Source organism: Acidovorax sp. GW821-FHT11A03 (assembly GCF_058809075.1).
Genome location: NZ_JBXASG010000006.1, coordinates 84534 through 96724, shown reverse-complemented (window position 1 = coordinate 96724; position 12191 = coordinate 84534). Strand labels below are relative to the sequence as shown.

Annotated in this window: 9 protein-coding genes; 3 read left to right on the top strand and 6 right to left on the bottom strand. The window is 67.3% G+C overall.

Annotation, left to right across the window (positions count from 1 at the left end; all coding sequences use genetic code 11):
* Nucleotides 1-63: 63 nt before the first annotated feature.
* The 6 genes from AC1RVY_RS16230 to AC1RVY_RS16205 form a co-directional block, all read right to left on the bottom strand.
* Nucleotides 64-2223 carry a TonB-dependent receptor gene (locus AC1RVY_RS16230; protein WP_492807196.1) on the bottom strand — a complete coding sequence of 720 codons (2160 nt, stop codon included), beginning with the start codon at nt 2221-2223 and terminating at the stop codon, nt 64-66.
* A gap of 173 nt (nt 2224-2396) precedes the next feature.
* A complete protein-coding gene (locus tag AC1RVY_RS16225; RefSeq protein WP_218295410.1) occupies nt 2397-2729 on the bottom strand; it encodes a DUF3325 domain-containing protein in 333 nt (110 codons plus the stop codon).
* A gap of 3 nt (nt 2730-2732) precedes the next feature.
* A complete protein-coding gene (locus AC1RVY_RS16220) occupies nt 2733-4508 on the bottom strand; it encodes a PepSY-associated TM helix domain-containing protein (protein ID WP_492807503.1) in 1776 nt (591 codons plus the stop codon).
* A gap of 47 nt (nt 4509-4555) precedes the next feature.
* The gene (locus tag AC1RVY_RS16215) at nt 4556-4864 is read right to left on the bottom strand and encodes a DUF3649 domain-containing protein (protein ID WP_492807194.1); all 309 of its coding nucleotides are present in this window, start codon (nt 4862-4864) and stop codon (nt 4556-4558) included.
* 483 nt (nt 4865-5347) lie between these two features.
* Nucleotides 5348-5824 carry a bacterioferritin gene (bfr, locus tag AC1RVY_RS16210; RefSeq protein ID WP_218295408.1) on the bottom strand — a complete coding sequence of 159 codons (477 nt, stop codon included), beginning with the start codon at nt 5822-5824 and terminating at the stop codon, nt 5348-5350.
* 267 nt (nt 5825-6091) lie between these two features.
* Nucleotides 6092-6895 carry an FTR1 family protein gene (locus AC1RVY_RS16205; protein WP_492807192.1) on the bottom strand — a complete coding sequence of 268 codons (804 nt, stop codon included), beginning with the start codon at nt 6893-6895 and terminating at the stop codon, nt 6092-6094.
* A gap of 345 nt (nt 6896-7240) precedes the next feature.
* On the opposite strand from AC1RVY_RS16205, the gene ahpC reads away from it, so the two are divergent.
* The 3 genes from ahpC (at nt 7241) to AC1RVY_RS16190 (ending at nt 12180) form a co-directional block, all read left to right on the top strand.
* On the top strand, nt 7241-7816 hold the full coding sequence (ahpC, locus tag AC1RVY_RS16200) for an alkyl hydroperoxide reductase subunit C (RefSeq protein ID WP_218340229.1): 576 nt from the start codon (nt 7241-7243) through the stop codon (nt 7814-7816).
* Between the two features lie 176 nt (nt 7817-7992).
* Entirely contained in the window at nt 7993-9609 is a 1617-nt protein-coding gene (ahpF, locus tag AC1RVY_RS16195) for an alkyl hydroperoxide reductase subunit F (RefSeq protein WP_492807190.1), read from the top strand.
* Nucleotides 9610-9969: 360 nt separating this feature from the next.
* Nucleotides 9970-12180 (top strand): TonB-dependent hemoglobin/transferrin/lactoferrin family receptor, encoded by a 2211-nt coding sequence (locus AC1RVY_RS16190; RefSeq protein WP_492807502.1) that lies wholly within the window; start codon nt 9970-9972, stop codon nt 12178-12180.
* The last annotated feature ends 11 nt before the right edge of the window (nt 12181-12191 follow it).

Here is a 12191-nt window from a genome sequence, read left to right as displayed (position 1 = left end):
TTCCATCAAGCGCTGGTGGCGTAAAAGGCTTTGAATTTGCTGGCGGCGCCTGCATGTGCCGTGTCAGAACCGCGTGCGCAGCGTCACCTGCAGTGCGCGGGGCGAGCCGGGCAGGATCAGGTTGTCGTTGCTGCCGTGGGCCGACACGTAGTACTTGCGGTTGGCCAGGTTCTTCACGTTCACGTCCACATCCCACTGGCCCACCGTGTACTGCAGGGCGGCGTCCAGCGTGGTGTAGCCGGGCAGGGTGACCAGGTTGGTCAGCGAGGTGAAGCGCGCACCCACGTAGTTCACGCCGCCGCCCACGCGCAGGCCGTGGCCCAGGTCCTTCATGGCCCATACGAACGCGGAGTTGCGCGGCGTGAGTGCAGCCACCTTGCCCTGCGCCGCGATGGCCGCCGTGGGCAACTGCAGGGTGCTGGTGGTGGCCAGCGACCGGGTCATGCGGCCATCGAGCCATGCATAGCCGGCGCTCATGTCCCAGCGGTCGGGCAGGCGGCCATTGGCGGTCAGCTCCAGGCCGTTGGTGCGCTGCGTGCCCACGTTGATCTGGCGCGACGGGTTGGTTGGGTCGGTGTTCTTGATGTTGGTGCGCTCGAGGTTGAAGAGCGCGCCGGTGAAGTTCAGCCGGCCGTCCAGCACGTCGAGCTTGACGCCGATCTCCTTGTTCTCGGTGATCTCGGGCTCGGCGCCGGTGTTGTTGGCGGCCAGTGCGAAGGTCTCGGCCGAGGGCTGGAACGACTTGCTGTACGACACGTAGTACGACAGCGCATCGCTGGGCTGCCACACCAGGCCTGCGCGGGGGCTGAACTTCTTGTCGGTGCGCGACAGGCCCGCGAGCTTGCGGTCGAACGTGGTCTCCTGCCCGAACACGTCGTAGCGGGCGCCCACCAGCGCCTTCCACTGGGGCGCCAGCGTGATCTGGTTTTGCCAGTACAGCGCGGCGGTGTCCTGCGTGGTGTGGCTGGGGATGGCGCCGTCGGCCGCAAAGCTGGCGGCCGGGATGGCGGGGGCAGGGCGGTTGCCGGGGTTGAAGATCGGCACGCGGTCGGCGCCGCCCGAGACGGACTCGGCGCGCTTCTTTTGCTGGCCCAGCTCCACGCCCATCAGCCATTCCTGCTGGAAGCCGCCCAGCCGGTTGCGCCAGGTGACGTCGGTCTGGTTGAAGAAGCCTTTTTCGTCGCGCAGGACGAACGAGCGCGTGCGGCCCACGGTCAGGTTCACCGGGTCGGTGGTGCCGCCGGGCAGGGTGTTGTAGCGGTCCAGCGCGTAGTCGTACAGGCGCGTGACGTTGCGCACCGACCAGTCGTCGTTGAAGCGGTGGTTCAGCGTGGCCGCGAACGACTGCATGGTGCTGGTGGTGGTGTCGTCCTGCGCGGCATTGCTGGAGCCGTAGTACGTGCGGGGCGATACGTTGACGGGGCGGCCGTTGAGCGCGGGAATGCCAAAGTCCGTCAGGCGCTGGTCGCGGGCGTGGGTGTACTGCAGCAGCAGGTCGGTTTGCGCCGCGAGCTTGAGCGCGAGCGACGGCGCGAAGTTGTGGCGCTTGACGAACTGCTGGTCGCGGTAGCTGCCCGAGTCCTCCACCGCGGCGTTGATGCGAAAGGCCGCGGTGTCGCTGATGCCCACATTCACATCGGCCGTGGCGCGGCGGTAGTCGAAGCTGCCCAGGCCCAGCGAGGCCTCGCCCGAGGTCTCGCCGAACCTGGGCTTCTTGGTCACGCGGTTGATCAGGCCGCCCGACGAGCCGCGCCCGTACAGCACGGCGGCGGGGCCCTTGAGCACCTCCACCCGCTCGATGTCGGCCAGGTCGCGGAAGTACAGGGCATCGTCGCGCACGCCGTCGACAAACTGGTCGGCGATGGCCGTGAAGCCGCGGATCACCACCTGGTCGCGCTGCCCGTCGCCGTGGCTCATGGCCACGCCGGGCACGTTGCGCAGCACGTCTTCCATCGACCGCGCGCCCTGGTCGCGCATGAGCTGCTCGGGCACCACGTTCACGGCCTGGGGCACGTCGCGCAGCGGCGCACTGCCCTTGGTGGCCGAGGTGCTGGCGGCGGGCGAGTAGCCGTCGTCCCCCGTGGTGGACTGCACCGTGACCTCGCCCAGCGTCTGCGGTGCGGTGGCCGGCGGCGGGCTCTGCGCCCACGCGGCGCTGCAAAGCGCGGCGAGCAGGGCAGCCGACAGGGGTCTGAGCGTGTGGGACTGGCGGATGGCGTGCATGGTTTTCCTTGAGCGTGTGCGCAGCGCAGATGAAGACGGCAACCCCGCACCCCGTGCCTGGCGCGGGCCGGTGGTCGGCCCTTGGCTGGGAGGTGTGCGAAGCGTGAAAAGGGGTGCGGGTGGTGGCGGTAACGTTCAGGGGCGGAGGTCTGGCGGGCGGGCGGCGGTGTTCGTCACCAGCCCCAGGCCCACGCGAGCAGGCCGCCCGCCAGGGCCGCGCCCGCCAAGGCCGGGGCGCGCCGGGGTTGCCAGGTCATGGTGGCCGTCACGGCCACCGCCGCCACGGAGAGCGCGACGGTCCAGGCGGTGATGCCCAGCGAGGCTGGGGTCTCGCCCGAGGGGCGGGCCGCCAGCCACAGCGACAGCAGCAGCACCAGCCACCCGGCGCGGCGCAGGTGCAGCAGGCGGCGCTCCGTGCCTTCCCGGCCCAGCGCGTCTTCATGGTGGCGGTCCATGCCCAGTGCGATGGCGGACCACGCCGCGAAACACAGCAGAAAAGCGGACATGGATCAGGCCCCCGAGGTCGAGACGTCGGGCGTTGCCGACAGCGCCGGTGCAGCGGGCTGTGGGGCGGATGCGCTGGCAGCGGCGGCGTGGCGCAATGCCTTGGACACAGCGGCCTTGCCCTTGCGCACGCGCCCCGGGCGCAGCCGCCAGGACAGCCAGCCCAGCAGCAGGCCCGTGGCCAGGAACGACAGGTCCATGCTCGCCCAGATCCATTCGCCCGCGGGCAGCGTGACGCCCAGGTGGGTGTGGGTGGTCAGCGCATTGATCAGCGGCAGGGCCGTCCACACGGCACCCGCAGCGCCCAGCGGCACCGACCAGCCCATGCGGCTGGGGCGCACTACAGCGCACGCCAGCGCCCACAGCAGCGCGATGCCCCAGGCGCTGAAGAACCAGGCCAGCTCGGTGTCCGCCCGGCCCTCGATGCCCACGGAGATCAGGCGGTTGGAGGCCACGTACACGCCGCAGGCCAGCGGCAGGCCTGCCAGCGTGGCGATATTGATGGCGGCCACCAGGCGCTCGCCGAAGGGTGCCTTGGTGCGCGCTGCAGGGGCGGCTGCGCCCTGGCGGCCGGCTTTCGTCTGCGACAGGGCGCTGCGCTTGACGGTCCACAGCACCATGCCCGTGGCGATCATCAGGCTGCCCAGCACGCCAAAGCCGAACAGGGCCCAGCGCATGCCCACGTCGGCAAAGCGCGCCAGGTGCAGCCCGTACAGCACGCCATAGGTCTTGGCGGCGGGGCCCGTGGGGTCGGCCTGGTCCAGCCACTGGCCGGTGGTAGCGTCGAACAAAAGGCGCGGCGGGCGGTACTGCAGGCGGTCGCCCTCGTGGCGGGTGACTTCGACCACGGCGCGGCCCTTGGCATCGCGGCGCGCCTGCAGGCTGCCGATGCGCCCGCCGTCCCAGCGGGTGCGTGCTTCGGTCAGGATGGGCTGCAGCGCGATGGCGGGCAGGGGCTCCACCTTGTCGTTTGCGCCGCGGCGGGGGCGGCTCTCGGCCTTCTCGCCCTGCAGGTCGGCAAAGTACGCGTTGGAGTCCACGCCTTTTTCATTCTTGTACGTGGTGGCGATGCCGGCGGGCATGTACAGCGTGTGGAAGATCATCAGCCCGCTGAAGGTGATCATCAGGTAGAACGGCAGCACCAGCACGCCGGTGACATTGTGCGCATCCAGCCAGGCGCGCTGCCCGCCCTTGGTGGGGCGGAAGGTGAAGAAGTCCTTGAAGATGCGGCGGTGCGTGATCACGCCCGTGATCAGCGCGACGAACATCAGCATCGTGGCCACGCCCACCACCCAGCGGCCTTCGAGGGTCCAGCGGCCCTTCTGGGCCGTGCGCAGCTCGAAGTGAAAGCGGTAGAAGAAGTCGCCGCCCATGGTCTGGCGCGCCTCGATGGCCTCGCCGGTTTGCGGGTTCATGCGCAGCGTCTCGAACCGGCCGTTGCCGGTGCCGCGCCACAGCAGGTTGACGGCCGGGTCGCGCTCGTCGGGCAGGTGCATGATCCACTGCGTGACCTCGGGCGACTTGCGCTGCAATGCGTCCAGCGACTTCTGGGCCACCTGCGCATCCGCCGCGGGCAGGCCGTGCATCTCGGGGCGCATCCACAGGTTGAACTCGTTCTTGAAGAACGACAGCGTGCCGGTGAGGAAGATCGCAAACAGCAGCCAGCCCAGGATCAGCCCGGCCCAGGTGTGCAGCCACGACATCGCCTGGCGAAAGCCTTCTCGGTCGTTGGGTGTCCTGGCGGCTTTGGCCTTGGCGTTGACCGGGGCAGCCGTGGGCATGCCCGCTGCCATGTCTGCGGACGCGTCGGGTGTCAGTGTGGTGGCGTTCATGCGGCGGCCTTCATCCATTGCGGCGCCATGGCGCAGGCGCCCAGTACCAGCGCGGGCAGCAGGGTGCCTGCCCATGCACCGAGGGCGGTGCGGGCATAGAAAGCCCAGCCCGCGGCCATGGCGTAGGCCAGCCAGGCCAGCATGGTGGCCGTGAGCACGGCCTCGACCAGCGGCATGAACTGCGCCAGCCCCTGCGACAACGCGGCCGCGAACCCCGCCGCCAGCGCATAGCCGCCTCCGATGGCCGCCACGGCGCGGGAGGTGATGGCCAGCCGGTAGCGCCAGTCGACACGCGCGGTCTTCATGGCGTGCCAGCCGGGGCGCGGCTGTCAGCAGGTGATCCGGGCGATCGGAAAGAAGCGGAGGCCCCGGGCAGGCAGGGGCTGGCGGTGCGGCGCAGCATCAGGAAGGCTCCAGGCAGGTTTGGACACAACAAACGTACAAACGCTGGCTGCAGCGGGGCAGGGCCCGGCTGACTGGCTGGCTAGGTATTCAGGGAATCAATCACGGCACCCGGGCGCAACGCGCACTCCATGCCATCAGGTCTGGGGAAGAGGTGGGCAGGGAAGGGCGGGCGCCGGTCGTAAGAACGCATTCTACTTTTGTTGAGAAGCATTCGCATTCATTGCGGCACAACTTTGGCGGCTTTGATGTGCAGTTGCAACATCCTGTGACTGCAGGGCGATGCGGCCCTGCCTTCGCGCGGACACAAAAAAACGGGCCAGGGCCCGTTTTTCTGATTTCTTCGTTGGTGGTTTTTTCGTGGAGCGCTCTGGTGAACTCTTGCTTCAGTCCGCGTCGCCCATCTGCGACTGCAGATAGTTCTGCAGGCCGACCTTGTCAATCAGGTCGATCTGGGTTTCGATGAAGTCGATGTGCTCTTCCGTGTCATCCAGGATCTTTTGCAGGAGGTCGCGCGAGACGTAGTCACGCACGCTTTCGCAATGGGCCATGCCTTCCTTGATGGTGGCCTGGGCGCCTTGTTCGGAGCGCAGGTCGCAGGCCAGGATCTCTGGCACGTCTTCACCGACCTGGAGCTTGGCGAGGTCCTGCAGGTTGGGCAGGCCGTCGAGCATGAAGATGCGGTCCATCAGCCAGTCGGCATGCTTCATCTCGCCGATGGATTCGGAGTACTCCTTCTTGGCCAGCTTGTCGAAGCCCCAGTGCTTGAGCATGCGGTAGTGCAGGAAGTACTGGTTGATGGCCGTGAGCTCGTTCTTGAGCTGGGCCTGCAGATGGCCAATGACCTGTGCGTCACCTTTCATGGGGACTCCTTATTGTGTTGATTCCGCTCGATTGTCGTGACCTGCGTCAGCAGGCGCAAGGCAATCCCCTGCGGGGGCGCACGGGGTGCGTGTGATGCTGAGTTGTGTTCGCATTTCCGCGCGGGTGGACCGTGCGCCGAGCGCGGACGGGGCGGGCTTCGTGCGCGGCGCCATGCCGCTTCCCGCCAAAAAAGAGGCCCTGGGTGTGATGACCCAGGGCCCCGGTGCATCGCCGGGCCGCGCGTGGCGGCCTGGCCTGCCAGCGGGCTACAGCGCCTTGGCGGACGGGCGCGCTGGCGTGGCCGTGGGCTGCCCGGCGCGCTGCTGGTCGCGCCGGTGCGCAATGCCCAGCCACAGCGTGGGGACCAGCACCAGGGCCAGCGAGATCGCCTGGGCCACCGTGCCTTCGGCCAGATCCTCGGTGGCGGCATGCCACCAGGCGTTGTCGATGCCCGGAATCAGCGCGCCTTCGGTGAATTCATGGAAGGCATAGACCACGAGCTGGACCGCGAACACCGCCATGAACCACGAGGTCACGCGGAAGAAGCGGCCCAGGTTCACCGCACGGCCGTAGCGCGTCCAGGCCCATGCAATGGCGATGGCCAGGGCCAGGCCGGCGATGCCGCCCCAGGCCATGTAGCCCAGCTCGGCGCTGCGGGCCAGCGCGGCCAGCATCGTGGCGGTCTCCACGCCTTCGCGGCCCACCATGAACAGCGAGAACAGAAACACGGCCAGGGCGGCGCGCGGGCCCTCCAGCACGCTGGCGCGGTCGATGCGCTGGGCGATCTCCTGTCCCATGCCTTTGCCGGCGCTGCGCATGTGCACCACGCACCAGGCGACGGCGGCCGCGGCCACCAGGGCCATCACCCCCTCGGCCGCGGGTGACAGCGCGCCCACCTGCGACAGCACCCAGCCCAGCACCAGCGACAGCAGCACCGCCACCACGACACCGGCGCGCAGTGGCAGCAGCAGCGCCAGGCGCCCGGTCTTGCGCAGATACAAGGTGGCGATGGCCACGACAAGCAGGGCTTCAAGCCCCTCGCGGAAACAGATCAAGAGGGTCTGGAACATGGCGGATTCGGTTCTTTGCTATGAGTTTATGAGCTGCTTGCGCTTTTCCATCCAGCGCGCGGGGGCCGGTGGGGCCACGCCCGACGTGAGCCGTGCGGAGATGGATGTGCCTTGCGCCCCTGGAGCAGATCATAAATTCAACTGAGAATGAGTTGTATTTGAATATTTGACAAGGCGCAATGGTTGGGCATGTTCCCCTGTGGACCGGGGGTGGAGGATCTTCCGGTTTCAGTCTCGATGTATAGTTATTGGCAATTGATTTGATCTAATCAATTAATTGGATTGATGGCCCGGAAAGGCCTAGACTTCAGTCCTGTTCACTCAACCACCAACAAGGAAACAGCAATGTCCCTGATCAATACGCAAGTTCAGCCGTTCAAGACCACCGCTTTCGTCAACCGCAATGGCAAGGGTGAATTCATCGACCTGACCGAAGCCGACCTGAAGGGCAAGTGGTCCGTGCTGATCTTCATGCCCGCAGCCTTCACCTTCAACTGCCCTACCGAAATCGAAGACGCCGCCGAGCACTACGCAGAGTTCCAGAAGGCTGGCACCGAGGTCTACATCGTCACGACCGACACGCACTTCTCGCACAAGGTGTGGCACGAAACCTCGCCCGCCGTGGGCAAGGCAAAGTTCCCCCTGGTCGGCGACCCTACGCACCAGCTGACCAACGCGTTTGGCGTGCACATCCCTGAAGAAGGCCTGGCACTGCGCGGCACGTTCGTGGTCAACCCCGACGGCATCATCAAGACGTCCGAAATCCACTCCAACGAGATCGCCCGCGACGTGAAGGAAACCGTGCGCAAGCTCAAGGCTGCCCAGTACACCGCCGCCCACCCCGGTGAAGTCTGCCCCGCCAAGTGGAACGACGGCGCCAAGACCCTGGCTCCTTCGCTGGACCTGGTCGGCAAGATCTGAGCGGACACTGATTCGGCGGAGCGCTGCGGGCGCTCCCCAGCCGGACAGCGCCATGGCGCACGCGCGCCATGCCGTCCGGCTTTTTTACGCCTTTTTCACCTACCTTTGCGGTGCCGGGCTTGCCACAAGCAGCCCCAGCCCCCACCCTGCAAGTCACAACTCGAAAGGACACCACCATGCTCGACGAACAACTCAAGACCCAGCTTTCCGCCTACCTGGAGCGCGTGACGCAGCCGTTCGAACTGGTGGCTTCCCTGGACGACAGCGAAACCGCCCGCGAGATGCGCGAGCTGCTGACGACCATCCAATCCCTGCGCAGCGACAAGATCACGCTGCGCACCGACGGCAACGACGCGCGCAAGCCCTCGTTCAGCCTGCAGCGCGTGGGCAGCACGAATTCGCTGCGTTTTGCCGGCCTGCCCCTGGGCCACGAATTCACCTCGCTGGTGCTGGCCCTGCTGTGGACCGGCGGCCACCCGCCCAAGGTCGAGCCCGAGGTGATCGAGCAGATCGCCGCGCTCGACGGTGACTTCAACTTCGAGGTCTACATGAGCCTGACCTGCCACAACTGCCCGGACGTGGTGCAGGCGCTGTCGCTCATGGCCATCGTCAACCCCAAGATCAAGACCACCGTGATCGAAGGTGGCGCCTTCCAGCAGGAAGTGGCCGACCGCGAGATCATGGCCGTGCCCATGGTGTTCATGAACGGCCAGGTGTTCGCCTCGGGCCGCATGTCGGTCGAGGAGATCGTGGCCAAGCTCGACACCGGCGCCGCCGCCCGTGACGCGGCCAAGCTGTCGGCCAAGGCACCGTACGACGTGCTCATCGTCGGCGGCGGCCCCGCCGGCGCCGCGGCCGCCGTGTACGCCGCCCGCAAGGGCATCCGCACCGGCGTGGCGGCCGAGCGCTTCGGCGGCCAGGTCAACGACACGCTGGCCATCGAGAACTACATCTCCGTGCTGGAAACCGACGGACCCAAGTTCGCCGCCGCGCTAGAAGCCCACACCCGTGCCTACGACGTGGACATCATGAACCTGCAGCGCGCCGACCAGCTGATCCCCGCGGCCCAGCCCGGCGGCCTGATCGGTGTGAAGCTGGCCAACGGCGCCACCTTGCAATCGAAGACGGTGATCCTGTCCACCGGCGCGCGCTGGCGCAACGTCAACGTGCCCGGCGAAGCCGAATACAAGAACAAGGGCGTGGCCTACTGCCCGCACTGCGACGGCCCGCTGTTCAAGGGCAAGCGCGTGTCGGTCATCGGCGGCGGCAACTCGGGTGTCGAGGCTGCCATCGACCTGGCCGGCATCGTGGCCCATGTCACGCTGGTGGAGTTCGCCGACCAGCTCAAGGCGGACGCCGTGCTGGTCAACAAGCTCAAGAGCCTGCACAACGTGACCATCCACACCAACGCGCAGACCACCGAGATCACCGGCACCGACGGCAAGGTCAACGGCCTCAAGTACAAGGACCGCGCCACGGGCGTGGAGCACCTGGTGCAGCTCGAAGGCGTGTTCGTGCAGATCGGCCTGGTGCCCAACACCGAATGGCTCAAGGGCACGGTGGAGCTGTCCAGGTTCGGCGAGATCATCGTCGACTCACACGGCCGCACCAACCTGCCCGGCGTGTTCGCGGCGGGGGACTGCACCACGGTGCCGTTCAAGCAGATCGTGATCGCTGCGGGCGATGGGTCGAAGGCCGCGCTGAGCGCATTCGACCACCTGATCCGCATGCCGGTGGTGGCGGCCGCGCCAGCGGGTGCCCCGGCTGCGGAAACGGTGGCGGAAACCGTTTGATGTTTGATTGAAAATGGCCTGCAGCGCTTGATGGTAAAGCGCTGGAAGCTATCAATAGATGAGCGACCGGCTGTGTTGTGCGGCCGGTCGCTTTTTTTCGTGGGCCCGCCGTGTCTTGGGGAGCGGCTGGTGCCTTGTGGTTGTAAATCTGGTTACGTATTGAGAATTATTCTCATATAATTCACCCCATCAGCCAGCCACAACGGCCCTTTCTGCTGCCCGCAGAAGCCAGGACCGTCTGCATGGAGCCAGCTCTGTATTCGTTGTCGTTTCAGAGAAGGACTCCCCTCCGTGGCGCAGGCATTCCGTACCCCTCCGTTTTCTTCCCGGCGCGCACAGGCGCACCCCTCCGATCAATGGCTGCAAGGCCGTCTGCGGTCGCTCACGTGGCTGGTGGCCTGTGCATGCGCCGCCATCGGCAGCGCGCATGCGCAGGATGTGGCGCAACTGATCGCTGCCGGCCCGGCGCTCAAGGAGGTGGTCATCAGCGGCTCGCGCAGCGAGCAGGACCGCGACGAGTTGCCCATGAGCATCGACGTGATCAACGCGCAGGCCATCGAGGAAGGCCAGGTGCGCGACATCCGTGATGTGGCGCGTGAACTGCCCAACGTGTCCGTCACCCGCTCGCCCGCGCGCTTCACGCTGGCCAGCGGCTCCACGGGGCGCGAGCAGAACGCGGGCTTCAACATCCGCGGCCTGGACGGCAACCGCGTGCTGATGATGGTGGACGGGATCCGCCTGCCGCGCAGCTACGTCTTCAGCGCCAACGCCTTCGGGCGCGACTACCTGGACATCGGCCTGCTGCAGCGCATCGAGGTCGTGCGCGGCGCCACGTCGGCGCTGTACGGGTCGGACGGCATGGCGGGCCTGGTCAACTTCATCACGGCCGAACCATCGGCCTTCCTCGATGGCGACAAGCGCATCGGCGGGCGTGTGAGCGTGGGCTACGACGGCGACGACCACGGCAAGCGCGTGGGCGCCACGGTGGCGGGCCGGGCGGGCGACACGGTGCAGTGGCTGCTGGGCGGTAACGTCACGCGCGCCAGCGACCTCGACAACATGGGTACCAACAGCGCGGCCAATGCCGACCGCACCCGCCCCAACCCGCAAAAGGACCAAAGCGGCGCGCTGCTGGGCAAGGTCATCCTCACGCCCGGCGGCGGCCAGCGCCATGTGTTCACGCTGGAGCATGTGGACAAGACCTCCGACTACGAGCTGCTGACCGCGCGCTCCAAGCCGCCGCTGGCCGCCACGTCCGTGCTGGGCTCAACCTCGTTCACCGACATGCAGCGCAGCCGCGCGACGTGGGATGGTGCGTGGCGCGTGAACTCGGCGTTGGCCGACGACCTGAAGGCGACGCTGAGTTTTCAGGACTCGCATTCGCGCGAATACGTCACCGAAGACCGCAACACCGCTGCCGACCGCGTGCGCGACGTGACCTACGACGAGCGCACCTGGCAGGCCAACCTGCAGGGCAGCAAGGTGCTGCGTTCGGGCGCTGGCGGCCTGGTGCAGAAGATCACCTACGGCTTCGACTACACGTCCGCCAAGGTCGAGAACCTGCAGACCGGCGTGACCCCGCCGGTGGGCGAGACCTTCCCGCTCAAGCGCTTTCCGGACACCACAGAGACCAGTGCCGCCCTGTACGTGCAGGACGAGTTCGTGACCGGTCCCTGGAGCATCACCCCGGGCGTGCGCTTCGACACCTTCCGCATCAAGGCCGACCAGGCGGGCTTCGGCGCGCAGGCCGTGTCCCTGTCGGGCAACGCCACCTCGCCCAAGTTCGGCGTGCTCTACCGCGCCAGCGAGCAGTGGAGCGTGTTCGGCAACTACGCGGCGGGCTTCCGTGCGCCCAATGCGGGCCAGGTCAACGCCTTCTTCGAGAACCCGGTCAGCAACTACCGCACGGTGCCCAACGCCAACCTCAAGCCCGAAAAGAGCCAGAACTTCGAGCTGGGCGTGCGCGGCCGGCTGGACGCGCTGTCGGTCGAAGCTGCAGCGTTCACGGGCCGCTACAAGGACTTCATCGAAGACCTGCGCCAGGTCGGCGGCACCGGTGCGCCGGGCAACCCGCTGGTGTTCCAGTCGGTCAACATCGGCCGCGTCAAGCTCAACGGCTTCGAGGTCAAGGGCGACATGCGCTGGGGCCAGTGGGCAGGCGGACAATGGACATCGCCATTCAGCTACGGCCAGACGCGCGGGCGCGATACCGCCACCGGCAGGCCGGTGAACACGGTGGACCCATCGCGCCTGTCTGCCGGCCTGCGCTACGACACCGGCCACTGGATGGCGCGCCTGGATGCCACCCACGCCGCCGCCAAGAAGGCCAGCGACGTGGCCGTGGCCACGGGCAGCACGCAGTACCTCACGCCGTCGTACACGGTGCTCGACCTGTCGGGCCAATGGCGCATCCGCAAGGACCTGCGCCTGAACCTCGGCATCTACAACCTGACCGACAGGAAGCACTGGCGCTGGGCCGACGTGCGCGGCCTGGCAGCCAACGCCAACTTCATCGACGCCTACAGCCAGCCCGGCCGCTCCGTGCGGGTGTCGCTGGTGGCGGACTTCTGAGCACCCACGTG

Bases quoted from the DNA above. Each gene is read 5' to 3' on its own strand.
- ahpC (WP_218340229.1), top strand. From the start codon at position 7,241: ATGTCCCTGATCAATACGCAAGTTCAGCCGTTCAAGACCACCGCTTTC.
- AC1RVY_RS16225 (WP_218295410.1), bottom strand. From the start codon at position 2,729: ATGTCCGCTTTTCTGCTGTGTTTCGCGGCGTGGTCCGCCATCGCACTG.
- bfr (WP_218295408.1), bottom strand. From the start codon at position 5,824: ATGAAAGGTGACGCACAGGTCATTGGCCATCTGCAGGCCCAGCTCAAG.
- AC1RVY_RS16215 (WP_492807194.1), bottom strand. From the start codon at position 4,864: ATGAAGACCGCGCGTGTCGACTGGCGCTACCGGCTGGCCATCACCTCC.
- AC1RVY_RS16230 (WP_492807196.1), bottom strand. From the start codon at position 2,223: ATGCACGCCATCCGCCAGTCCCACACGCTCAGACCCCTGTCGGCTGCC.
- AC1RVY_RS16220 (WP_492807503.1), bottom strand. From the start codon at position 4,508: ATGCCCACGGCTGCCCCGGTCAACGCCAAGGCCAAAGCCGCCAGGACA.
- AC1RVY_RS16205 (WP_492807192.1), bottom strand. From the start codon at position 6,895: ATGTTCCAGACCCTCTTGATCTGTTTCCGCGAGGGGCTTGAAGCCCTG.
- ahpF (WP_492807190.1), top strand. From the start codon at position 7,993: ATGCTCGACGAACAACTCAAGACCCAGCTTTCCGCCTACCTGGAGCGC.